Source organism: Ruegeria atlantica (assembly GCF_001458195.1).
Taxonomy (GTDB): domain Bacteria; phylum Pseudomonadota; class Alphaproteobacteria; order Rhodobacterales; family Rhodobacteraceae; genus Ruegeria; species Ruegeria atlantica.
The window spans coordinates 204325-228403 of sequence record NZ_CYPU01000071.1 but is presented as its reverse complement, the minus strand read 5'-3'; the positions used below and the strand labels follow the sequence as shown (position 1 = coordinate 228403).

Genomic DNA, 24079 nt, shown 5'->3' with positions numbered 1-24079 from the left:
TGAGTGTTTTATTTTAAGCGAAAACAGACGCTTTTGGGCAGCGCTTTCACGACTGCTGAGCTTGTTTATCATGCGGTTGTGCAAGGGATACGATCAAAACACGCGAATGCCGTGATCGCGATCATCATCAATATCGTGCAAATTCTCGCACTTGTGACCGTTTTTTATCTGATCTTGTCGATGTTGGGCACACGTGTGGCCAAGATCCGGGGTAACTTTATCCTGTTTCTCTTATCAGGTGTCTTTCTGTTCCTGACTCACATCAAAGCCGTCTCGACCGTCGCTGGCGTGGCTGCAGGAAACAACCCGATGATGCTACATTCTCCGATGAATATGATGGTCGCATTGTTGGCGACTGCCTTCGGATCGCTTTATACGCAATTGGTTTCGATCCTTGTGATCCTCTTCGCCTACAGCGTCATAATTGAGCCGCTGGAGATCCAAGAGCCCGGCGGCGCGTTCTATATGCTGATCCTGGCCTGGTTTACGGGATGCGCGGTGGGCGTTGTTTTCATGGCGCTCAAGCCGTGGTTCCCCGGGACTTCTGAAATTCTCAAAAACTTGTATCGACGCATGAACATGATTTTTTCGGGCAAAATGGTTGTAGGGAATGCGTTGGGTGGCTTCTTGCTGAGTTTCTTTGCCTGGAACCCGTTGTTTCACATAATTGACCAATGCCGTGGTTTTATCTTTCGTAACTACTTTCCACGTAACTCCAGTTGGGAATACGCGCTTTGGGTTGGCCTAGCATTGCTGACAATTGGATTGCTGGGGATTTTTTACACCCGCCAGCATGTGTCGGCCAGTTGGGGCGCACGCCGCTAGTTTGCCACCCGTAAGGTCAGGTTGATCCGTCCGCCTTTGGGCAACAGTTTGGATGAACCGAAACGGATGCGGTCTACCCCATGGTAGGTCAGGCGGGCGGGGCCGCCCATGACCACGACGTCGCCGGAGTTCAGCCAGATCGACTCGGTCTTGCCGCCCCGGGTTTCGTTTCCGATGCGGAAAAGGGCATCGTCGCCCAGGGATATCGACAGGACAGGCCAAGAAAAATCGGCCTCGTCCTTGTCTTGATGCAGCCCCATGCGCGCACCTTCGCTGTAATAGTTGATCAGACAGCAATCCGGATCGCGTTGGGTGCTGGCAAGCTTGCGCCAGATACCCAGTATCGTATCAGGAATGTCGGGCCACACCGTTCCTTTAGGGTGCTGCGCCTGATATCGGTACCCCCTTTTGTCAGTGACCCAACCAAACGCTCCGGCTGAGGTCATGCGCACCGACATTTCCTTGCCGGAAGGCGTGACAGGCCGGAACAGCGGCGCCGATTTCAGAATCGGGCGCAACGCCTCAATCAGTTGCGTTTGTGCCGCAACGTCCAGATAGGCTTTTCTGATGTCAAACCCGCGCAAGAGCAGCCGCGCCATTGAAGATTCCCCAATCCTTGCCAAAACCTTACCAAAAAAGGCCGCAGATTCCCGAAAACCAGCCTTTTACACCGCTTGCAGGCCTCTGATCTCGCCCTTATATACGCCGGGACGCGCGATGGTGTAGTGCTGTTGCGCAAACCAGATCGGGACCGGATGCCATAACGGGTCCGGACCTCGAGACATCGCCTTGAAGAGAAAGGGATTGAATATATGGGAAAAGTAATCGGTATTGACCTCGGCACCACCAACTCGTGTGTGGCCATCATGGACGGCTCTCAGCCAAAGGTCATTGAAAACGCAGAAGGGGCGCGGACCACGCCCTCGATCGTCGCCTTCACCGAAGATGAGCGTCTGGTCGGTCAGCCTGCAAAACGTCAGGCGGTCACCAACCCCGACAACACGATCTTTGGCGTCAAGCGTCTGATCGGTCGTCGTGTGGATGATGCAGAAGTCCAGAAGGACAAGAAAATGGTGCCGTACGCCATCGTGGATGGCGGCAACGGTGACGCGTGGGTGGAAGCCCGCGGTGAAAAATACTCCCCAAGCCAGATTTCGGCCTTCACTCTGGGCAAGATGAAGGAAACCGCAGAAAGCTATCTGGGTGAAGAAGTTACGCAGGCGGTCATCACCGTTCCCGCGTATTTCAATGACGCTCAGCGTCAGGCCACCAAAGATGCAGGCAAAATCGCCGGTCTAGAAGTGCTGCGGATCATCAACGAACCGACAGCGGCTGCGCTGGCCTATGGTCTGGACAAAGAAGAAACCCAAACCATCGCGGTCTATGACCTTGGTGGTGGTACGTTCGACGTGACCATTCTCGAAATCGACGACGGGCTGTTCGAAGTCAAATCGACCAATGGCGACACCTTCCTGGGTGGTGAAGACTTTGACATGCGCATCGTCAACTACCTGGCGGGTGAGTTCAAAAAGGAACACGGTGTCGATCTGTCCAGCGACAAGATGGCCCTGCAGCGTCTGAAAGAAGCCGCGGAAAAAGCCAAGATCGAACTGTCCTCGACCTCGCAGACTGAGATCAACCAGCCGTTCATCTCGATGGGCGCCAACGGTCAGCCGCTGCACATGGTCATGAAACTGACCCGTGCCAAGCTGGAATCGCTGGTCGGCGATCTGATCAAGAAATCGATGAAACCCTGTCAGGCCGCATTGAAAGACGCAGGTCTGTCGGCGGGCGACATTGATGAGGTTGTTCTGGTCGGTGGTATGACCCGCATGCCGAAGGTGATCGAAGAGGTCACCAAATTCTTCGGTAAAGAACCGCACAAGGGTGTGAACCCGGACGAAGTTGTTGCCATGGGCGCCGCCATTCAGGCCGGTGTTCTGCAGGGTGACGTCAAAGACGTGGTTCTGCTGGACGTAACCCCGCTTTCGCTGGGTATCGAGACGCTTGGTGGTGTGTTCACTCGTCTTATCGACCGTAACACCACGATCCCGACGAAAAAGTCTCAGGTCTTCTCGACCGCCGAAGACAACCAGAACGCTGTGACCATCCGCTGTTTCCAGGGTGAGCGCGAAATGGCTGCGGACAACAAGATCCTGGGTCAGTTCAACCTTGAAGATATCCCGCCCGCACCGCGCGGCATGCCTCAGATCGAGGTGACTTTTGACATCGACGCCAACGGCATTGTCTCGGTTTCGGCCAAGGACAAAGGCACCGGTAAAGAGCAGAAGATCACCATCCAGGCATCGGGTGGTCTGTCGGACGAAGATATCGACAAGATGGTCAAGGACGCCGAAGAGAACGCCGAGGCGGACAAGGAACGCCGCGAGCTGATCGAGGCGAAGAATCAGGCGGAAAGCCTCATCCACTCGACCGAGAAGTCGATGGAAGAGCATGCCGACAAGGTCGACCCGACCACCATCGAAGCCATCGAGCTGGCTATTGTCGCGCTGAAGGACGAGCTGGAAACCGAGAATGCCGACAAGATCAAGTCAGGCATTCAGAACGTGACCGAAGCCGCCATGAAGCTGGGTGAAGCCATCTACAAAGCGCAGTCTGAAGAGACCGAGGATGAGCCTGCGGCGGCGGATGCTGCTCCGGCTGGTGAAGACGATATCGTCGATGCCGAATTCGAAGATCTTGACGACGAAAAGCGTAAGTAACGGGAAACCGGGCCAATTCGGGCCGGTCCGGTCACCGGGCCGGCCCGATTACGTTGCGGCAGAAGGAAATACTGATGTCAAAACGCGACTACTATGATGTGCTCGGCGTGTCCAAGGGCGCATCAGCGGACGAGATCAAGAAGGGCTTTCGCGCGAAAGCCAAGGAATTGCATCCCGACCGTAACAAGGACAACCCGGATTCCGAGGCTCAGTTCAAAGAAGCGAACGAAGCTTACGACGTCTTGCGCGATGCCGAAAAAAAGGCCGCGTATGACCGTTTTGGTCATGCCGCGTTTGAAAACGGTATGGGCGGCGGTGGCCGTCCCGGCGGCGGATTTGGCGGACAGGGCGATTTCTCCAGTGCCTTCTCGGACGTGTTCGATGACCTGTTCGGCGATTTTATGGGTGGTCAGCGCGGTGCTACCGGGGGTGGTCGACGGGCCGCGCGCGGGTCAGACCTGCGTTACAACCTGCGTGTAAGCTTGGAAGAAGCATTCTCTGGCCTGCAAAAGACGATCAACGTGCCTGCTGCCGTGGCCTGCTCGGCCTGTGACGGCTCGGGTGCGGAAGGCGGGGTTGAGCCCACAACCTGCCCGACCTGTTCGGGCATGGGAAAAGTGCGGGCGCAACAGGGCTTTTTCACAGTTGAACGGTCGTGTCCGACTTGTTCGGGTCTGGGTCAAATTATCAAAAACCCCTGTAAATCATGCGGCGGCGCCGGGCGCGTCGAAAAAGAACGCGCGCTGTCGGTCAACATTCCGGCTGGTGTCGAAACCGGCACACGCATCCGGCTTGCGGGCGAAGGTGAGGCCGGGATGCGCGGTGGCCCCCCGGGCGACCTGTATATTTTTGTCGAAGTTTCGGACCACAAGCTGTTCGAGCGCGACGGCGTAAACCTGTATTGCCGCGTTCCGGTCAGCATGGCCAAGGCAGCGCTGGGCGGTTCGATCGAAGTGCCCACCATCGACGGTGGCCGTGGTCGCGTGCAAATTCCAGCTGGCAGCCAGTCAGGACGTCAGATGCGCTTGCGCAGCAAAGGCATGCCCGCCCTTCGCGGCGGTGGCGTTGGCGATATGTTCATTGAACTGGCCGTTGAAACTCCGGTCAATCTGACCAGCCGTCAAAAAGAGCTTCTGCGTGAGTTCGACGATCTGGGCGAAGACAACCACCCGGAATCAAAAAGCTTTTTCTCGTCCGTCAAGTCATTTTGGGACGGTATGAAGGGCTGAACCTGCACACATGAACATCAAACAGAAGCCGGTCCGTTGAGGCCGGCTTTTGCATTTCATAAGTCCAGTTTGACCGTAATCTGCACCAAAATTGGCCCTTGATTCCCCCACCATCCCCTGAGAGTGTCGCCCCAACCGTTGGGGTGCCCTGTTTGGGGGCTGAGAGGCGTGAGCGCGCTAACCCATCGAACCTGATCCGGGCAATACCGGCGTAGGGAACGGTCTTATAGTGCTTAGACGTTTTCCATGCCCGTTGCCCATTTTGAACTGGAGCAACGACATGGCACCCATTGCCTTAACAATTGCAGGATCTGACAGCGGCGGAGGGGCCGGAATTCAGGCAGACCTCAAGGCCATGTCGGCGCTTGGCGTCTACGGTGCCAGTGTGATTACCGCAGTGACGGCGCAGAATACTCGCGCAGTTACGGCGGTGCATGGTATCCCTCTGGACGTCATTGCAGCCCAGATCGAGGCTGTTCTGACCGACCTGGATGTTGGCGCGATCAAGATTGGAATGCTGGCCACCCCTAAGATCATTCATTGTGTCGCAGACAGTATCGCAGATTTTGACGGGCCTGTGGTTTTAGATCCGGTCATGATTGCGAAATCCGGCGATGCCTTGCTGGCTGAAGAGGCGGTGCAAACCCTGCGCGACGTATTGTTGCCAAGCGCGACCGTGTTAACGCCAAACCTGCCCGAAGCAGCCTGCCTGCTGGGCTCTGAGTCTGCGGACAGCCTCGAACAGATGATCGCACAAGGGCAAGATCTGTGTGCACTTGGCGCTGGCGCGGTTCTGATGAAGGGTGGTCACGGCAAGGGTGACATCTGCCATGACATATTGATTTCACACTCCGGCGTGATTGCTCAGTTTCAAGCGGCGCGCCGACAAACACGTAACACCCACGGAACCGGATGCACCCTGTCCTCATCCATAGCGGCCGGGTTGGCTAAGGGCCTTTCGATGCCCCAGGCCGTAGCGCAAGCACATGACTATCTGCAGGGCGCCATCGCTCAGGCCGATGCTTTGGACATCGGACAAGGTCACGGGCCTGTTCATCATTTCCATCAGGTTTGGCCCGCGTGACCGTCTGGTCGATCATAGGGGCAGGTGTGGCCGGGTTGGCCGTCGCGTCCGAACTTGTCGCGCGCGGGGCCAAGGTTCAGGTGTTTGATCCCGGCGGTGCACCGGGGCCGCATGGTTGCTCCTGGTGGGCGGGCGGAATGTTGGCACCTTGGTGCGAGTATGAAAACGCCGAGGAACCTGTCCTGCGTCTGGGGCAATTGGCAATCGACTGGTGGGCCAAGCGCACTCAGGTCCACAGGCGCGGCACACTGGTTGTTGCTAACTCACGGGACCTGCCGGATCTGTGTTGTTTCGCCCGCAGAACTGAGGGGTTTTCCGAAGTTGATACCGGCGAAATTGCCAAATTAGAGCCTTATCTTCACCGTTTCGGAAAGGGTCTCTACTTTGATGCCGAGGCCTATTTGAACCCGCGTCGAGCCTTGTTGGATCTGTCACACCAGCTTCAGGATCACGGTGTTGAATTCCATCATGCGCGCGCTCCGACGGGATTGGACAACGCCATTGATTGCCGAGGTCTGCACGCGCGCGAAAACCTGCAGGACTTGCGCGGCGTAAAGGGTGAGATGCTGGTGATCCGGTGCCCAGACGTTACACTGACCCGGCCTATACGACTGCTTCATCCACGCGTGCCGCTGTATATCGTTCCACGCGGCGACGGCGTCTACATGCTGGGCGCAACAATGATCGAATCCGAGGACAGCAGCCGAATTACCGCACGCTCGATGCTTGAGTTGCTGAGCGCAGCCTACGCCCTGAACCCCGCCTTTGGTGAGGCTGAAGTGTTGGAAATCGGCGTCGATCTGCGTCCCGCTTTCCCCGACAACCTGCCGCGTATTCGGCGACTGGGACCGACAATCTACGCCAACGGCCTCTACCGCCACGGCTACCTGCTTGCCCCTGCACTGGCAAAGGGCGTGGCTGACCTGGCGTTGGACAACAAACATTCGGAGATGGTTGATGAAGATTGTACTTAATGGCGAGATGCGCGAGGTGCAGGCCGGAACTCTTGCCGACCTATTACAGGAATGTGGGTTTTCGGGCCGGGTGGCGACGGCTGTGAACGAGGGTTTTGTGCCCTCAAGCCTGCGCAAAGCTCGCAAAATCAAGGACGGCGATCGGATCGAAGTCGTCGCCCCGATGCAGGGGGGCTGAGCGATGAAGGCCTGCTACGGCACATCACTGCCGAACCCGTTGATGCTGGGCACAGCGCAATATCCAAGCCCCGCAATCTTGGAACAGGCATTTCGGGACAGCGGGGCCGGGGTGGCCACCGTATCTTTGCGACGCGAAGCAGGCGCAGGACAAACCTTCTGGCAGATGGTCCGCGATCTGAGCGTTCTTGTCCTGCCCAACACAGCAGGTTGCCATACGGTGAAAGAGGCTGTGACCACCGCTCATATGGCGCGAGAGGTGTTTGACACCAAATGGATCAAGCTGGAACTGATCGGGCATACCGACAGCCTGCAGCCCGACGTGTTCCAACTGGTCGAGGCCGCGCGCGTTCTGAGCGAAGACGGGTTCGAGGTTTTTCCGTACACCACGGACGACCTGATCGTGGGTGAGCGCCTTTTGGCGGCAGGGTGTGAAGTTCTGATGCCTTGGGGGGCCCCGATTGGTTCGGGCCGCGGTCTGAACAACGAATACGCCCTGCGCGCAATGCGCGCTGAGTTTCCCGAAATACCACTGGTGATTGACGCTGGTATCGGCCTGCCCAGCCACGCCGCACATGCGATGGAGCTTGGGTATGATGCCGTTCTGCTGAACACCGCGGTGGCACGGGCCGGCGATCCCGCCGCAATGGCCAAGGCGATGAAGCTGGCCATCGAGGCCGGGCGATTGGCCTATCAGGCCGACCCGATCGAAGCGCGCGATATGGCCGAACCCTCGACCCCCGTTATTGGAAAGGCGTTTTTGTCATGACCCTCGACCGGTTTTATCCAATCTTCGACCATTTCGACTGGCTGCGCCGGATGCTGCCTCTGGGCGTGAAGCTGGTGCAGTTGCGGATCAAGGATCAACCGGACACGGTGGTACGCGAACAGATCGCGGTTTCGCGGGATCTGTGCCGTGCGCATGGGGCTGTTCTGGTGGTGAATGACTATTGGCGGGTTGCCATCGACGCAGGCTGCGACTGGATTCATTTGGGACAAGAGGATCTGGATGACGCAGATCTGAAGGCGATCCGACGCGCAGGGCTGAAACTGGGTGTCTCGACCCATGACGATGACGAGCTTGAGCGTGTTCTGGCCATGACCCCCGATTATGTCGCGCTTGGTCCCGTCTACCCAACGATCCTGAAAAAGATGAAATGGGAACAACAAGGCCTGCCGCGTGTCACTGAATGGAAAGCGCGCGTGGGGGAAGTCCCTTTGGTCGGTATTGGCGGGATGAGCGTCGAGCGCGCGCCGGGCGTGTTGCAGGCCGGGGCGGACATTGTCTCAGTCGTGACAGACATCACCTTGAATGCAGACCCCGAAGCCCGCGTACGTGCGTGGATCGAGGCCACCAGATGAGCCGCTACGCCCGTCAGATGATCTTGCCGGAGGTCGGCGCCCGTGGACAGGCCCGCCTGTCCGGCGCGCGGGTTCTTGTGGTGGGGGCCGGGGGCCTGGCAGCACCGGTTTTGCCTCTGCTGGCTGGTGCAGGGGTCGGAAATTTGACCATCATGGATTCCGATGAAGTCGCCCTGTCGAACCTTCATCGCCAGACCTTGTTTGCTGAAGGGGACTGTGGCCGCCCCAAAGCCGAAGTCGCGGCTAAGCGGTGTCAGGACATAAACTCTGAAATTACGATCTCCACGAATAATCAGGCTCTAACTAGCTTAAATTCGCAACGTTTTGTCTCACAAGCCGACGTCATTCTAGATTGCGCAGACAGTTATGCTGCAAGCTATTCGTTGTCGGACACGTGTCGCGCGCTTGGCAAACCGTTGATAAGCGCCTCGGTCCTGGGGTTGTCGGGTTATGTCGGCGGTTTCTGCGGCGGTGCCCCATCTTTGCGGGCGGTTTTTCCCGACGCGCCGGGCAGCGGTGAAAGCTGTGCCACCTCGGGAGTGTTGGGCCCGGTCGTCGGAATGATTGGCGCGATGCAAGCGCAAATGGCGCTGAGCGTTATTCTCGGGCTGGACCCTTCGCCACTCGGGCAGATGATTCAGTTCGATGTCCGCACGATGCGAAGCAGCACGTTCCGCTTTGACGATGCGCCCGAGCCCAGCCATCACTTCCCGTTTGTGTCGGTCTGCCAACTGACCACGGATGATCTGATCATCGAGTTGCGAAGCCCGGATGAGGCCCCTGAACCCATTCATCCTAAAGCGCTCCGCGGGCCTACTGAATTGGTAAGAATAGAGCCTAACAAAAGCAAAAGACTGGCATTTTGCTGTTCCACCGGCCTGCGTGCGTGGCGTGCCGCCGAAAAATTGCAACCGGATTGGCCGGGCGAGATCGTTCTCGTCGCGGCCTCAACCTCGTGAATGAAAAGGATACGCGAGATATGAAAAAGCTGATGACAGCAATTGCCCTGCTGGCCGCCGCGCCGGCCTGGGCCGAAGACAAGATGACCGTTCTGCTGGATTGGTTCGTTAACCCCGACCACGGGCCCATCATCGTGGCGCAAGAGAACGGATACTTTGCCGACGAGGGGCTGAAGATTGAGATTGTGCCACCCGCGGATCCATCGGCCCCTCCGCGTTTGGTTGCCGCCGGGCAAGCTGATCTGGCGGTCTCCTACCAGCCGCAACTTCACCTGCAAATCCATGAGGGCCTGCCGCTGAAGCGCGTCGGCACCTTGGTCGCTACGCCGTTGAACTGCCTGCTGGTGCTACAGGACGGTCTGATCAAAACGCTCGCCGATCTGAAGGGCAAAAAAATCGGCTTCTCGGTCGCGGGCGTGGAAGAGGCCGTGCTGGGCGCCATGCTGAACGCCCATGATGTCGCGCTGGATGATATTGAGATGGTCAACGTCAACTTCTCGCTGTCGCCACCGCTGATGACGGGGCAGGTGGATGCGGTGATCGGGGCCTTCCGGAACTTTGAACTGAACCAGATGGATATCGAAGGCGTCGCGGGCCGCTGTTTCTACATCGAGGAAGAAGGCGTGCCGTCTTATGATGAGTTGATCTATGTCGCCAACCCCAACACGATGGATGCAGACAAGGTCGCCCGTTTCCTTTCGGCGACCGAAAAGGCGACCCAGTTCATCGTCAACAACCCGGAAAAAAGCTGGGAAATCTTCGCGGCTACCTCACCCGAATTGCAGGATGAGCTGAACGCGCGTGCATGGGTGGATACACTGCCCCGTTTCGCGCTGCGCCCGGCGGGGTTTGATGCAGGTCGCTATGCCCGTTTCGAGGCGTTCCTGAAAGACAGCGGGATGATCGACAGCATCAATCCAGTCAGCGACATCTCAGTAGATGTGACCGTGCAATGAGCGACTATGGCAAAGCATTTGCGCTTATGCGCGATGCGGTGCAGGGGCCATGGCGGGATTACACCCGTCATGCCTTTGTCGAAGGGATGAAGGACGGAACTCTGCCGCGTGCGGCGTTTCTGCATTATTTGCGGCAAGATTATGTGTTCCTGATTCATTTCTCGCGCGCCTGGGCGCTGGCAGTCGTGAAATCGGAAACACATGCGGAAATGTTGGCTGCCTCGCGCACCGTGAATGGGCTGATCAGCGAAGAGATGAAGCTGCATATCGGGATCTGCGAGGCCGAAGGCATCTCGCAGGACCAGTTGTTTGTCACGCCGGAACGTGCCGAGAACCTCGCCTATACGCGGTTCGTGCTTGAGGCCGGTTTCAGTGGCGATTTGCTGGACCTGCTGGTGGCGCTTGCGCCTTGTGTGATGGGGTACGGTGAGATTGGCACAAGACTGGCGGCCGAGGCGACGTCTGACACCTATCGCGATTGGATTGCCGCCTATGCCAGCGATGACTACCAAGATGCCTGCGTGGCGGTTGGTGAATTGTTGGACATGGCTCTAACGGGGCGTATTGGTGAGAATTTCGAAGCATCCCCGCGTTGGACTCGTCTGTGCCACACCTTCCGTACCGCGACCGAGTTAGAGGTCAATTTCTGGCAAATGGGCCTGACCCCATGACCCCAGCCCCCGATCTGACCGTCCGTGGTTCGGCTGCGATTGGCGACGCGTTGTTGTTCGCGCCGTTGACCCTGACGCTTGCAGCAGGGCGGTGGACGTGTCTGCTGGGTGGATCGGGGGTCGGCAAAACCACCATTCTGCGCCTGATTGCTGGCTTGGACACTGGCGCAGAGTTCACTGGACAGATCCGCGCCAGTGACGGGCAATCTGTGCGGGAGCGGGTAGCCTACATGGCGCAGGACGATCTGCTGCTGCCTCGGGCGACTGTGGCGCAGAACGTCCTGCTGGGTGCGCGGTTGCGTGGAGAAAAGCCAGATTTGCGCCGCTGTGATCAGCTGATCGAACGGATGCGCCTGCAGGATCATATGGCAAAGAAGCCCGGCGAACTCTCTGGTGGGCAACGTCAACGCGTGGCCTTGGCCCGCACGTTGATGGAAGATCGGCCCATCGTTCTACTGGACGAGCCGTTCTCGGCCCTGGACGCCCGCACCCGCGCGGATATGCAGGACCTTGCGGCCGAAGCGTTACAGGACCGAACCGTTCTGCTGGTCACCCATGATCCGGGCGAGGCTGCGCGGTTGGGTCAATCCATCGTGGTCATGACGCAGAACGGCATAACGCCCTGCCAGCCCCCACATGCAACGGCCCCGCGCAAGGTGGACGACCTGGAAACGCTGGAAACGCAAGGCGCGCTACTGCGGCTGTTGCGGGAGGAGGCGGCATGAAACTGCTGTCGGGCCTTGCCGCCACTCTGTTCGCGTTGGCAATCTGGCAGGCAATCGTCTCGGCAACCGGCCTTCCGAAATTCATCCTTCCGGGCCCCGCTTTGGTGGCTGAGACCTGGTGGCAAAACCGCTGGATCATTGCTGAACACACATGGGTCACGGCCGTTGAGGTCATAATCGGCCTGGCCTGCGGGACGGTATTGGGGGTCGTTACCGCGCTGCAACTGGCGAATTCCCGCGCCGCGCGGGTGCTGGTGCAGCCGATGCTGGTGTTCACGCAGGCGTTGCCGGTCTTCGCGCTGGCGCCGTTGCTGACGCTTTGGCTGGGCTATGGTCTGTGGTCCAAGGTCGCGATGGCGGTGCTGATCATCTATTTCCCGATCACCTCTTCCTTTTTTGACGGGTTGATGCGCACGCCGCCCGGATACCTTGATCTGGCGCGGACGATGCAGGCCAGCCGGCGCGCCATGTTGTGGCACATTCGTATCCCCGCAGCTTTGCCCTCATTGGCTTCGGGCATGCGGCTGGCGGCCGTCTATGCCCCGATCGGAGCGGTGATCGGCGAATGGGTCGGGTCGTCGCAAGGATTGGGGTACCTAATGCTGCTAGCCAATGGGCGGGCCAAAACCGATTTGATGTTTGCTGCAATGCTGACTCTGGGGGTGTTTTCGATCCTGTTGGACATGGTTGTCCGACGGGCAACTGCAGGCATTGCGGGTGAGATGCGTTAACCATTCAGAAACCGATTCTGCGGCACGGTGGTCCAATGACTCAGGACGCCTTTGCCGAAGCCCCGATGCTGTTTGAAACCGACGAAGCCCCGGTGCAACCGCTGCAGTCTGGTCGCTTGCCGTCGTATATCAAAGATCACCGCAAACGATTGCGCGAACGGTTCATGTCTGGTGGGTCGGCGGCAATGCCGGATTACGAATTGTTGGAACTTGCCCTGTTCCGCTCAATCCCCCGGCAGGATGTCAAACCCCTGGCCCGTGCGCTGATGGATACGTTTGGCGACTTTAACCGCGTGCTGACCGCACCCGAAGAACGGCTGCGGCAAATCAAAGGCGTAGGCGATACGGTGATCACCGACCTGAAAATCCTTGAAGCGTGTGCCCATCGGATGACCCGCGCGCGGGTCATGCAACGGCACGTCGTATCAGGCTGGGACGCGCTGCTGGATTATTGCCATACGACGATGGCGCATCGCGAGACTGAGCAGTTTCGCGTGTTCTACCTTGACCGCAAGAACGTACTTATCGCGGATGAAGAACAGGCCAAAGGCACTATCGACCACGTTCCCGTCTATCCGCGTGAGGTAGCCAAACGCGCGCTGGAGCTGAATGCCTCGGCGCTAATCTTGGTACACAATCACCCATCGGGCGATCCGACACCTTCGCAATCGGATATCGATATGACCAACCGAATTCAGGATGCCTGCGTCGCGCTGGGCCTGACGCTGCATGACCATCTGATTATTGGCAAATCGAATGAGTTGAGCTTTCGGTCCGAGGGCTATTTGTAAGGGTTACTGAACCCAGACCTCGACCCTACGATTGACTTTGCGACCCCAGTCCGTGTCATCACAGGCCATCGGCATCGCCTCGCCAAATGCGTCCACGGCGATCTCGACGCTATCCGGAATGGCTGTTTCTACCGCCGATAGCACCGCGTTGCGCACGGTTTTTGCCCGCAGCAATGCGATTCTGGCATTGGATGAGGCCGCGCCGTCACCATCACTGAAACCGACAAAGGTCAGTTTGCGCGCGTCGATGGCTCCGGTTTCAAGGGCATGGGCCAATTGCCGGATGTTTGAGCGTGACTGCGCATCGGGTCTTGAGGAACCTGCCTCGAACCGGAACGACAGCGACAGGCGCGATTGCGGGCGCAGCGTGTCGATCATGCGCTGCAACTCTTCCAACCCGACCTCGGCACCACCTGAAACCACTGCGTTGGCCAGACGATCCCCTTGCAACCCGATCCGCATGGTTTCGGGTTCTTGATCCACAAATCCGGCATCGCGGATCGCCATCTGTGCCTCGGCGCTTTGCGAATAGGCCAGGAATTGCCGTGCGATGCGGGGCAGGCGGATTTCCGGCAGATACAGGAACATCGGCGATGTCAGCGGATAGTCTTCGGTCTTGATGGATTGCCGCGTGGCGGTCAGCGCGTGACCGCAACCGCCGGTCAAAGGCAGGCCCCGGGCAGGCCCGACCTCGGCATGGCTGGCGATACCGATGGCAAAAGGGTCATCAGCAACAGCGCGAACCAGATCGCTGCTACGGGTGTGACGGACGATTCCCTCGGCCAGCGTGGATTGAGCGGGGGCCAGCAACCGATCCTCAACCCCTTGCGCCAAACCTGAACCGGCGTCTGGTAAGTGCAGGGAAACGGGCGCATCGGGTCCTCCTAATTCAGACCAGTTTTGGATCTCGCCGGAAAACACGCTCATCAGTTCCGCGGGCGAAATTTGCCGCGCCGGGTTTTCCCGGGCCACAATTGGGACCAGCGCGTCCAGCGCGATGACCCGGGAACGCCTTGCATCTGCCAGATCACCCAGACCAGCGGTCTGCGCAGCCTCCTGTTCCGATGGGCGAATTTCACGCAGTGCCATGACGATATCGGTCTCATCGGCGATCAGATCCGCAAAGCCGCTACCTGTGTTGTTGGGGGCGAAATAGAACCGGCCCAAAGGAGCATCGCGCCCGGTCTGGTGAAGCTCATAGGTGAATGCGCCCGAATCCAAACGCTGCGGCGTCGCCGACATCCCCTCTTGCTGGGCGAAACCAACGATCAGGGCCGGCAGTACCTTTTCCGCCATGACGGAGGAACCAGAGAACCGAACCTCGGCCACGAAATCCGTAAGGTTGGGGCAGGCGGGTCCTTCGCAGGTAACACCCGACCCATCCACTGTCAGCTCACCGAACTGCGTATCCACGCGATAGAACTCGCCATCAAAGCTCAGAAGATTGCCTGTGACCTCGACCTTGCCGTCTTGCGAGGTCAGCGTGATATCCTGTGCGTGCACATATGACGCCAGAGTCACCGAAATCAGTGTGGCCACTGCCACACGAAAAAATGTCATAAGAAAGTCGAGCCTGCCTGCGGTTTAATTTGCCGCGATTGTCAGGTCTTGGAGCAGATTATTCAACACCAGAAAATCACCGGCCCGCGTGCAATCCGGCATGGGCAGCGTCAAATCGCGCGACCGCAGGCGGCGATCGCCACGCAGCTCGAGTGATTGAACGGCCAAATCCCGGCCGCAATTTGCCTCGGTCACTTCGGCCTCCACCGTCAGTTCGATCGAACCGGTCTGGCTGGTTTCGCCTGCAGGGAAGGAATAAATTTCGATATTCTGCGCGTCGCCGAACGCCTGTTGGCCCAGATGCACGACCTTACCCGCACCTTTCGCGACAGGGTTCGACGATACATGTCCGGCGGTTCCATAGCTGGCCCCAAATTCCAGCGCATGGATCTGCAGGTCTGTCTCACCCTGCCATTGCAGTGCGATGCGGTTGTAGTTGGCCAGGTCGGGGATGTGAGTGGTGGCTACGGTCCCGGTCTGATCATCTACCGAGATCAGAAAGATCGCATATTCCGACAGGGCCGGGATCGTCAGATCCAAAGCGCCGTTTTTGTCCGTTCGTTGGGTAACTGTTAGTCCGCTGTGATGGATTTCGATCCGTTCATTGCCGTGGCAGGGGGCTTTGACGGTCAGGCGCGCCGCAGCGCCGGGGACGGATTTTGCGCGGGCACTGAGAGTGCAGCTTTTCTGATCAGAGGGGGTCGATCGGGCGGGTTGCAGGGCGCGCCGCGATGCCTTGATGTCGGTGGTTGCATCAGCGGCCGGAAGCGAGGAGGTCAGAACAATTCCTTCCAGCCCGGCAATCACCGAGGACTGATTGGCGGCAGCCACAGTTACAGGAGCCTGCGCGCCATCCGATTGCGCTGGCGATCCATTTTGCATCAGGTAACCAATGGCTAAGGCACAAGCGACGGTGCCGCCAGTGGTCACGTAATTCTTTATTACAAACAAAACACCCTCCCCAGTTGAAGGAGCGAGTCGCATCCTGAAGTTGAATCACGGCCAATATGTGGCCGTGAAACGGACTCAATGTGTTTTGATCAAGGTGACGTCAGGTCAGTCGGCCGTGGCAATGTTTGAATTTCTTGCCCGATCCACACGGGCAGAGATCGTTGCGCGACGGGTTCCCCCAAGTCGAGGAATCGTCTTCGACAAAGCCGGGGCGTGCATCGCCTGAAGCCTGAGCTTCGGCCAGTGCTTCGGCCTTATCGGTAGCTTGATCCACCGCCTGTTGTGCCTGTGCTTGCTGTGCCTGCATCTGTGCCAGCATCTCGCGCTGTTCCTCTTCGGTCAGCGGACGGACGCGTGACAATTGCTGAGTCACGGTTTCGCGCAGACTGTCGAGCATGGACTCAAACAACTGGAAGCTCTCGTTCTTGTATTCATTCAGCGGGTCGCGCTGGGCGTAACCGCGGAATCCAACGACCGAGCGCAAATGTTCCAGCGTCAGCAAGTGCTCGCGCCATTTACTGTCGATCGTCTGCAGCAGAACCTGCTTTTCGATGTTGCGCATATTTTCGGGACCAAAGGCCGCCGCCTTTTGCGCCATCATCTCATCGGCAGCATTGACCAGACGCTCGCGCACCTGTTCATCATCGACTCCTTCCTCGGCGGCCCAGTCCTGTACGGGCGCATCGATGGTCAGCTTTTCCTTGATCGCCTCGTGCAGACCGTCGGTGTCCCACTGATCGGCATAGGTTTTTGGCGGCATGTGTTCGTCGATCAGATCGTCGATCACCTGTTCGCGCATGTCCGAGACGATCTCGGACAAGTCATCGGTCGACATGATCTCGCGCCGCTGGCTGAACACCACTTTACGCTGGTCGTTCATCACGTCGTCGAATTTCAGAACGTTTTTGCGCATGTCAAAGTTGCGACCTTCGACCTTGGACTGTGCGCGTTCCAGCGACTTGTTCACCCAAGGATGAACAATTGCCTCGCCTTCTTTCATGCCCAGCGTGGTCAGAACCTTGTCCAGCCGCTCTGATCCGAAGATGCGCATCAGGTCGTCTTCGAGACTCAGGTAGAACACGGTACGGCCCGGGTCACCCTGACGGCCCGAACGACCGCGCAGCTGATTGTCGATCCGACGGCTTTCGTGACGTTCGGATGCCATGACGTAAAGACCACCGGCCGCCAGAACCTTTTCCTTTTCCTCGGCGTGGCGGGCCTCTTCCTTCGCGCGTAGCTCGGCAGGATCGGCCTCGAGGTTTTCGGCCAGTGCCTGCAGCACATTCATCTCGACATTGCCGCCCAGCTGAATGTCGGTGCCGCGGCCAGCCATGTTGGTGGCAATGGTCACCGCACCATACCGGCCGGCATCGGCCACGATCTGTGCCTCTTGCTCGTGCTGGCGGGCGTTCAGAACGTTATGTTCGATGCCTTCCTTTTGCAGCAGCTGGCTTAGCAGTTCGGATTTCTCGATCGAGGTTGTGCCCAAAAGAACCGGCTGGCCCTTTTCCTGCGCTTCTTTGGTCTCATTGATCATCGCGCCGTATTTCTCATCGGCAGTGCGATAAACCTGATCATCTTCGTCAAGACGGGCAATCGGCCTGTTGGTCGGAACCTCGACCACGCCCAGACCGTAGATTTCGGCGAATTCTTCGGCCTCGGTCAGCGCGGTGCCGGTCATGCCGCCCAGCTTGTCATACAGGCGGAAGTAGTTCTGGAAGGTCACACTGGCCAGTGTCACGTTTTCAGGCTGAATCTGCACGCCTTCCTTGGCTTCGATGGCTTGATGCAGGCCTTCGGACAGGCGGCGACCTGGCATCATCCGGCCAGTGAATTCGTCGATCAGAATGACGTTGCCGTCACGGACGATATAGTCTTTGTCACGTGTAAACAGCTTGTGTGCGCGCAGACCCTGGTTGACGTGGTGAACGACTGTGGTGCTTTCCGGATCATACAAAGTATGGCCTTCCGGGATCAGACCGTTGGCGTTCAGCTGTTGTTCCAGGAATTCGTTTCCCTCATCCGTAAAGGTCACGTTCCGGGACTTTTCGTCCAACGAGAAATGGTCATCCTGCAGCGACGGGATCAGGGCGTCGATGGCGGTATACAGGTCCGAGCGGTCCTCGGACGGGCCCGAGATGATCAGCGGCGTCCGCGCCTCGTCGATCAGGATCGAGTCGACCTCGTCCACAATCGCGAAGTTGTGGTACTTCTGGTAAATCTGATCCAGTTCCGCCTTCATGTTATCGCGCAGATAATCAAAGCCCAGCTCGTTGTTGGTGGCATAGGTGACGTCACAGGCGTAGGCGGCTTTTTTCTCGGCGTCCGGCTGACCCGACCAGATTACGCCTGTGGTCATGCCGAGGGCACCAAACACCTTGCCCATCCATTCGGCGTCACGCTTGGCCAGGTATTCATTTACCGTGACCACGTGCACGCCCTTGCCGGTCAATGCGTTCAGATAGGCGGGGAAGGTGGCAACCAGCGTCTTGCCTTCACCCGTTTTCATTTCCGAGATATTGCCCTGATGCAGGAACGCACCGCCCATCAACTGTACGTCAAAGGCGCGCAGACCCAGCGCGCGTCTGGCACCTTCGCGAACGTTAGCAAAGGCTTCGGGCAGCAAGTCGTCCAGCGCCTCACCATCAAGTGCGCGTTTGCGCAGTTCGGCGGTCTTTTCGATCAAGCCCTCATCGGACAACTTTTCGAACTCAGGTTCCAGCGCATTGATCTTTTCGACCAGCGGGCGGGTCGCCTTGATCTTGCGGTCGTTCGGTGTTCCGAACACCTTTTTGGCGAGCGTTCCGAGTCCCAGCATGTTCACTCCAGCGGATCTGTTCTTGTCTTGGTTGCGACAGGCTTGCCCACCTTGCTTGCAACCCATAGATACGGGGGATGAAAGGCGGCCCTGTCCAAGGCTTCAAAGCGATGTAAGCGGCAGGTCCCAGAGTGTCAACGCCACGCCCCGTCGCGGCAAAGAAATAGGATGATTCCATGCCCAAAGGCCTCACTTTTCTGCCATCGCTGGCTCTGGCTGCCGTGATGGCGATGCCGCTTGCCGCCGAAACCAAGCCGGACGCGGATACGGTTGTCGCCAATGTGAACGGGGATGAAATCACATTGGGTCACGTTATCGCATCCGTTGCAGCCCTGCCGCCGAATTACGCCGAAATCGAAGATGATGTTCTGTACGAATTCGTCATCGAGCAATTGATCCAGCAGCAATTGCTGGCGCAACAGCAGGACGATCTGAACCGGCTGAACCAGTTGGGATTGGAAAACGAAGGCCGGTCCATGCGGGCGGTGCAGACGGTAAATGCGTTGCTGGGCGACGTCGTAAACGAAGAGTCAATTCAGGCAGCCTATGACGCGGAATTCGGCAACTTCGAAGGCGAAGATGAGTTCGACGCCAGCCATATTCTTGTAGCCACCGAAGAAGAAGCCAAGGAAATTAAAACTCTGCTGGATGACGGCGGCGATTTTGCCGAAACGGCCAAGGAAAAGTCGACCGGCCCATCGGGTCCGAATGGCGGGTCATTGGGATGGTTTGGCAAGGGCCAGATGGTGCCGGAATTCGAAAACGCCGTTGTTGCGTTGGAAAAGGGTCAGATTTCGGATCCGGTGCAAACACAGTTCGGCTGGCACCTGATCATTCTCAACGACACGCGAAAATCCGAAGCGCCGGGGCTTGATGCCGTACGTGAACAGCTGACCCAGTCCCTTCAGCAAGACACGATTCAAGCCAAGATCGACGAGCTGACGCAGCAGTCGCAGATCGAACGTCCCGCTTTGGACGGTGTTGGCCCCGAGGTCATCCGTCAGATCGACCTGATTCAGGAGTAACTCCAGTGGCCGCGATCACCAAGGTTTCGCCGCTGGCTCCAGCGGCCTTCCCCGAACTGCCTGCGATTGACGGTGTGCGTTTTGCCACCGTCGAAGCTGGCGTGCGTTATCAGGGCCGTACCGACGTGATGTTGGCGGTTCTGGATCCGGGCACATCTGTGGCTGGGGTGTTTACCCGATCGGCCACACGCGCAGCCCCCGTGCTGGACTGTCAGGACAAGATCGGCGGGTCCAGCGATGGGCCCGCGGCGATTTTGGTGAATTCGGGCAATGCCAATGCCTTTACCGGTCACTATGGCCAGACTTCAGTGGCTGAGGTGACGCAGGCCGTCTCCAAAGCCACCGGTGTCGCGGTAGAGCGGGTCTTTACCTCATCAACCGGAGTGATTGGTGAGCCGCTGCCGCATGACCGCATCGTAGCACAGCTTGAGGCGTTGAAGATGGGCCTCAGCCGTCATGCCATCGAGGATGCGGCGCGGGCGATAATGACCACGGATACGTTCCCCAAAGGGGCCAGCGCAAAGGTCGAGATTGACGGAAAAACAGTCTCTATTGCAGGGATTGCCAAGGGGTCAGGCATGATCGCGCCGGATATGGCGACGATGCTGGTCTACATCTTTACCGATGCACAGTTCGAACAGTCCGCCCTGCAGGCGATGCTGAGCGCCCAATCCGACCGGACATTCAATTGTATTACCGTGGACAGTGACACCTCGACCTCGGACAGCCTGTTGTTGTGTGCAACAGGTGCGTCTGGCGTAGATGCCACCAACAACGCGGCATTTGCCGAAGCGCTGGAAAGCGTGATGCTGGATCTGGCACAGCAAGTTGTACGCGACGGCGAAGGCGCGACCAAATTTGTGGAAATCCGTGTGACCGGCGCCGCCTCGGACGCGGATGCCAAAGTGCATGGGCTGGCGATTGCCAACTCACCCTTAGTGAAAACCGCCATTGCTGGTGAAGACCCGAACTGGGGCCGGATCGTCATGGCCATCGGCAAATCTGGTGCCGCCGCCGACCGCGACCTGCTGAGTATTTCCTTCGGTGACATTCTGGTTGCCGAAAAGGGCTGGGTCAGCCCGGATTACCGTGAAGATGACGCCGCCGCCTATATGAAAGGTCAGGATCTGGTGATTGCGGTCGATCTGGGACTGGGCGAAGGCAAATCCACCGTTTGGACCTGCGATCTGACCCACGGCTATATCGAGATCAACGCGGATTATCGCTCGTGAAGACCTTACTGGTGTCTGCTGTCGCCCTGATCGACATTGAGGGCCGGGTGCTACTGGCCCAACGACCCGAGGGCAAATCCATGGCCGGTCTCTGGGAGTTCCCCGGTGGCAAAATCGAACCCGGCGAAACCCCCGAGGCTGCCCTGATCCGCGAATTGCACGAGGAACTGGGCATCGACACCTGGGCCTCATGCCTCGCCCCGCTGACCTTTGCCAGCCACAGCTATGACGATTTCCATCTGTTAATGCCGCTGTTTGCCTGCCGAAAGTGGGAGGGCATCCCCCAATCCAAGGAAGGTCAGGCGCTGAAATGGGCCCGTGCGAATGAGTTGCGGAACTACCCGATGCCTGCGGCGGATGTACCGCTGATCCCGATTTTGCGGGATTGGTTGTAATTCGGCCAGCCTATTGATTGTTGCTGTCAAGCTTTTAAAGGCCTGACTAGCTCGCATCATCTTACATTGCGTAAGGCCCCTAGTCACAAGCTACTCACCGTGTAGATCATTTTTAGCTGAGTTCTCACTGCCAAGCCGAATGCCAGATCTGACGCAGGAACGAACTTGTTCATCGCCTCGCCCAAGAGAATGTGAATGTAGCGTGAACGATATGTTGCTTCTGTATTAATCGTTAATAGTGCAATCTCAATCTACTCATGGCGAGTAGAAAAGACGTTTGTGTGCCTGCTTGAGAGAGATATGCAAAATTGCCCAAAGATCAGATACGGTTGCGTTGAAAGATGGCACTGACTGGAATGGTGATGTTATGAAAAGTGATTCAAGTTCCACTGACGATGACCTGCAGAAAAAGTGGGCGACCTGGACAATGAAGCCTGAAAAGAAACAGTATAGTTTCAGGTATTTCGCCTCTGCGATGGTCATTGCGGTATCGACATTTGTTGTCGTGGGCGTTCATCAACCTTTTATCTTCTAAGAAATTTTAGACCCTAAACTCCGCTACTGACGCATTGAACCAAAAAACCAAAAAACCGATCTCCTCGAGACAGCCTTCCGAGGCGACTAGGCGTTTCTTGAAATTGCAGTATCCAATTTTCATTCAATGCGATTTGTATGTTTTTTAGTCTGCTGAGGTTGACCGCGCCCCCACTGTTACAATTCGTAAGAATTGAGAAAACATCAGGAAAAAGTTGACGCTGATCGTGCAGGCGTCCCTTAATCGGGGCGTTGGCGTCCGGGGTTGTCCTCGGGTCCGCCGTTTCCGGCCCGGAGGAAGGGTCGGATGGGGAGGAGAAAGAGATTGGCTCAGACGCAGTCGGGCGCTGAAGGGATGCACTCTCTTCCGGCGCTGCTACACCGCAATGCGACCCAGTTCGGGGACGCCCCGGCCTACCGGGAAAAGGAATTCGGAATCTGGCAATGCTGGACCTGGGCCGAAACGGCCAGGGAAATCCGTGCGATTGCCCTGGGCTTTCTGGAACTTGGCGTTGAAAAAGGCGACCATATTGCAGTGATCGGGCGCAATCGTCCGGCGCATTACTGGTCGATGGTTGCGGCTCAGATGGTGGGTGCCGTGCCGGTGCCGCTTTATCAGGACGCAGTCGCCGAAGAGATGGCCTATGTGCTGGATCATTGCGGCGCAAAATACGTCGTCTGTGGTGATCAGGAGCAGGTCGACAAGGTCATCGAGATTCAGGAGAACCTGCATCAGGTCAAACACATCCTCTACACCGACAAACGGGGGATGCGGAAATACGATCACAGCCAGATGAACGCGCTGGACGACCTGATGGCTGAGGGCAGTGCCGGGCACGCGCGGTTTGACGAGGAACTGGATCGTCGGATTGCCGAAATCGAATACGACGGCACCTGCGTCATGCTGTATACGTCGGGCACCACGGGTAAACCCAAGGGCGTGGTGCTGTCGAACCGCAACGTGATCGAAAGCGCCAAGAACTCCGCCGAGTTCGATCATTTGAACCGGAACGAAGACATCCTGTCTTACCTGCCGATGGCTTGGGTAGGCGATTTCATCTTTTCCATCGGTCAGGCCTATTGGTGTGGCTTTTGCGTAAACTGCCCCGAAAGCGCCGACACGATGATGACCGATCTGCGCGAAATCGGGCCGACTTATTTCTTCGCTCCGCCGCGGGTTTTTGAGACTCAGCTGACCAATGTGATGATCCGGATGGAGGACGCTGGGAAACTGAAGCAACGGATGTTCCACCACTTCATGGCGCATGCCAAGAAAGTGGGTGGCCTGTTGCTGGACGGTAAGCCGGTTGGGTTCGGCGACCGTGTGAAATACGCGCTGGGCAATCTGCTGGTTTACGGGCCACTCAAGGATACGCTGGGTTATAGCCGCTTCCGCGTAGGTTATACTGCAGGTGAAGCAATCGGGCCGGAGATATTTGATTTCTACCGCTCGCTCGGCATCAACCTGAAACAGCTCTATGGTCAGACCGAAGCGACAGTTTTCATCACGGTTCAGCCGGATGGTGAAGTGCGCGCCGACACCGTTGGTGTGCCTGCCCCGGATGTCGAACTGAAGATCGACGACAAGGGTGAGATCCACTACCGCTCACCCGGTGTGTTCGTTGAGTATTACAACAACCCGGATTCCACGGCCTCGACCAAAGATGCCGAAGGCTGGGTGGCCACTGGGGATGCGGGGTTCATCGAGGAAAGTTCGGGGCATCTGCGGATCATCGATCGCGCAAAGGATGTGGGCAAGATGGCCGATGGGTCGATGTTTGCGCCGAAATACGTCGAGAACAAGCTGAAATTCTATCCCGATATCCTTGAGGTTGTTTTGTTCGGAAACGGCAAGGACCGCTGCGTGGCCTTTATCAACATCGACCTGACAGCTGTGGGCAACTGGGCGGAACGCAACAACGTGGCCTATGCGTCATATCAGGAACTGACGGCAAATCCCCGTGTGTTAGAGACGATTCGGAGCCACGTGGAAGAGGTGAACAAGTCTGTGGCCGCTGACGAAATGTTGTCGGGCTGCCAGGTGCATCGCTTTGTGGTGCTGCACAAGGAACTGGACGCGGATGACGGTGAGATGACCCGTACGCGGAAGGTGCGCCGCGGATTTGTCGAGGACAAGTTCAGTGACATCATCGATGCGCTTTATGACGGGTCCAAGCAGGTCTCAACCACGACCGAAGTGACTTATGAGGACGGGCGAAAGGGTTCGATCAGTGCCACGCTTGAGATTATCGATGTACCGGTCGTGCCGGTTGCTCAGCACAAGGTGGCGGCGGAATGAGGGCCGGTCATGCGCCGCTCGACCTGTGGTCATCGCCCCGCCCACCGTCCCGTTTTTC

Annotated in this window: 22 protein-coding genes and 1 riboswitch; of the genes, 18 read left to right on the top strand and 4 right to left on the bottom strand. The window is 57.8% G+C overall.

Annotation, left to right across the window (positions count from 1 at the left end; translation table 11 throughout):
• Positions 1-3 precede the first annotated feature (3 nt).
• A complete protein-coding gene (locus RUA4292_RS20330; RefSeq protein WP_058279234.1) occupies positions 4-825 on the top strand; it encodes an ABC transporter permease in 822 nt (273 codons plus the stop codon).
• Here RUA4292_RS20330 and RUA4292_RS20325 read toward each other — a convergent pair.
• Positions 822-1424, bottom strand: coding sequence for an alpha-ketoglutarate-dependent dioxygenase AlkB family protein (locus tag RUA4292_RS20325; RefSeq protein WP_058279233.1), 603 nt, complete (start codon positions 1422-1424; stop codon positions 822-824). The two genes, RUA4292_RS20330 and RUA4292_RS20325, sit on opposite strands and share 4 nt — an antisense overlap.
• 213 nt (positions 1425-1637) lie before the next feature.
• Between RUA4292_RS20325 and dnaK the strand changes: the two genes are divergently transcribed.
• The 13 genes from dnaK (at position 1638) to radC (ending at position 13207) form a co-directional block, all read left to right on the top strand.
• Positions 1638-3548, top strand: coding sequence for a molecular chaperone DnaK (gene dnaK / locus RUA4292_RS20320; RefSeq protein ID WP_058279232.1), 1911 nt, complete (start codon positions 1638-1640; stop codon positions 3546-3548).
• A 74-nt stretch (positions 3549-3622) separates the two neighbouring features.
• On the top strand, positions 3623-4777 hold the full coding sequence (gene dnaJ, locus RUA4292_RS20315) for a molecular chaperone DnaJ (protein ID WP_058279368.1): 1155 nt from the start codon (positions 3623-3625) through the stop codon (positions 4775-4777).
• A 129-nt stretch (positions 4778-4906) separates the two neighbouring features.
• Positions 4907-5012, top strand: a riboswitch (TPP riboswitch).
• A 45-nt stretch (positions 5013-5057) separates the two neighbouring features.
• Complete coding sequence (thiD, locus tag RUA4292_RS20310) at positions 5058-5861, top strand: bifunctional hydroxymethylpyrimidine kinase/phosphomethylpyrimidine kinase (RefSeq protein WP_058279231.1); 804 nt, start codon at positions 5058-5060, stop codon at positions 5859-5861.
• On the top strand, positions 5858-6835 hold the full coding sequence (locus RUA4292_RS20305; RefSeq protein WP_058279230.1) for an FAD-dependent oxidoreductase: 978 nt from the start codon (positions 5858-5860) through the stop codon (positions 6833-6835). The genes thiD and RUA4292_RS20305 overlap by 4 nt, the downstream gene beginning before the upstream one ends.
• Positions 6819-7013, top strand: a complete 195-nt coding sequence (gene thiS, locus RUA4292_RS20300) for a sulfur carrier protein ThiS (protein ID WP_058279229.1) — start codon at positions 6819-6821, stop codon at positions 7011-7013. Before RUA4292_RS20305 ends, thiS begins: the two co-directional genes overlap by 17 nt.
• 3 nt (positions 7014-7016) lie before the next feature.
• Positions 7017-7781, top strand: a complete 765-nt coding sequence (locus RUA4292_RS20295; RefSeq protein ID WP_058279228.1) for a thiazole synthase — start codon at positions 7017-7019, stop codon at positions 7779-7781.
• Positions 7778-8374 carry a thiamine phosphate synthase gene (locus tag RUA4292_RS20290; RefSeq protein WP_058279227.1) on the top strand — a complete coding sequence of 199 codons (597 nt, stop codon included), beginning with the start codon at positions 7778-7780 and terminating at the stop codon, positions 8372-8374. Before RUA4292_RS20295 ends, RUA4292_RS20290 begins: the two co-directional genes overlap by 4 nt.
• Positions 8371-9333, top strand: coding sequence for a HesA/MoeB/ThiF family protein (locus RUA4292_RS20285; RefSeq protein WP_058279226.1), 963 nt, complete (start codon positions 8371-8373; stop codon positions 9331-9333). Before RUA4292_RS20290 ends, RUA4292_RS20285 begins: the two co-directional genes overlap by 4 nt.
• 20 nt (positions 9334-9353) lie before the next feature.
• Positions 9354-10289 carry an ABC transporter substrate-binding protein gene (locus tag RUA4292_RS20280; protein WP_058279367.1) on the top strand — a complete coding sequence of 312 codons (936 nt, stop codon included), beginning with the start codon at positions 9354-9356 and terminating at the stop codon, positions 10287-10289.
• The gene (locus tag RUA4292_RS20275; protein WP_082637206.1) at positions 10286-10960 is read left to right on the top strand and encodes a TenA family protein; all 675 of its coding nucleotides are present in this window, start codon (positions 10286-10288) and stop codon (positions 10958-10960) included. The genes RUA4292_RS20280 and RUA4292_RS20275 overlap by 4 nt, the downstream gene beginning before the upstream one ends.
• Positions 10957-11685 carry an ABC transporter ATP-binding protein gene (locus tag RUA4292_RS20270; protein WP_058279225.1) on the top strand — a complete coding sequence of 243 codons (729 nt, stop codon included), beginning with the start codon at positions 10957-10959 and terminating at the stop codon, positions 11683-11685. Before RUA4292_RS20275 ends, RUA4292_RS20270 begins: the two co-directional genes overlap by 4 nt.
• Positions 11682-12416 (top strand): ABC transporter permease, encoded by a 735-nt coding sequence (locus tag RUA4292_RS20265; RefSeq protein WP_058279224.1) that lies wholly within the window; start codon positions 11682-11684, stop codon positions 12414-12416. Before RUA4292_RS20270 ends, RUA4292_RS20265 begins: the two co-directional genes overlap by 4 nt.
• Before the next feature lie 35 nt (positions 12417-12451).
• Entirely contained in the window at positions 12452-13207 is a 756-nt protein-coding gene (gene radC, locus RUA4292_RS20260) for a RadC family protein (RefSeq protein ID WP_058279223.1), read from the top strand.
• Between the two features lie 3 nt (positions 13208-13210).
• Here the strand turns inward: radC and RUA4292_RS20255 are convergent, their stop codons facing one another.
• From RUA4292_RS20255 to secA, 3 genes are all read right to left on the bottom strand, one after another.
• Positions 13211-14767, bottom strand: a complete 1557-nt coding sequence (locus tag RUA4292_RS20255; protein ID WP_058279222.1) for a phosphate ABC transporter substrate-binding/OmpA family protein — start codon at positions 14765-14767, stop codon at positions 13211-13213.
• Between the two features lie 24 nt (positions 14768-14791).
• Complete coding sequence (locus RUA4292_RS20250) at positions 14792-15718, bottom strand: hypothetical protein (RefSeq protein WP_058279365.1); 927 nt, start codon at positions 15716-15718, stop codon at positions 14792-14794.
• 100 nt (positions 15719-15818) lie between these two features.
• Positions 15819-18536: a preprotein translocase subunit SecA gene (gene secA, locus RUA4292_RS20245; protein ID WP_058279364.1), complete on the bottom strand. Its 2718-nt coding sequence runs from the start codon at positions 18534-18536 to the stop codon at positions 15819-15821.
• Positions 18537-18712: 176 nt separating this feature from the next.
• Between secA and RUA4292_RS20240 the strand changes: the two genes are divergently transcribed.
• From RUA4292_RS20240 to RUA4292_RS20220, 4 genes are all read left to right on the top strand, one after another.
• Entirely contained in the window at positions 18713-19561 is an 849-nt protein-coding gene (locus tag RUA4292_RS20240; protein WP_058279221.1) for a peptidylprolyl isomerase, read from the top strand.
• A gap of 5 nt (positions 19562-19566) precedes the next feature.
• Complete coding sequence (argJ, locus tag RUA4292_RS20235) at positions 19567-20793, top strand: bifunctional glutamate N-acetyltransferase/amino-acid acetyltransferase ArgJ (RefSeq protein ID WP_058279220.1); 1227 nt, start codon at positions 19567-19569, stop codon at positions 20791-20793.
• Positions 20790-21188 (top strand): 8-oxo-dGTP diphosphatase MutT, encoded by a 399-nt coding sequence (gene mutT / locus RUA4292_RS20230; protein ID WP_058279219.1) that lies wholly within the window; start codon positions 20790-20792, stop codon positions 21186-21188. Before argJ ends, mutT begins: the two co-directional genes overlap by 4 nt.
• Positions 21189-22077: 889 nt before the next feature.
• Positions 22078-24021 (top strand): AMP-binding protein, encoded by a 1944-nt coding sequence (locus RUA4292_RS20220; protein ID WP_199520030.1) that lies wholly within the window; start codon positions 22078-22080, stop codon positions 24019-24021.
• Positions 24022-24079 lie beyond the last annotated feature (58 nt).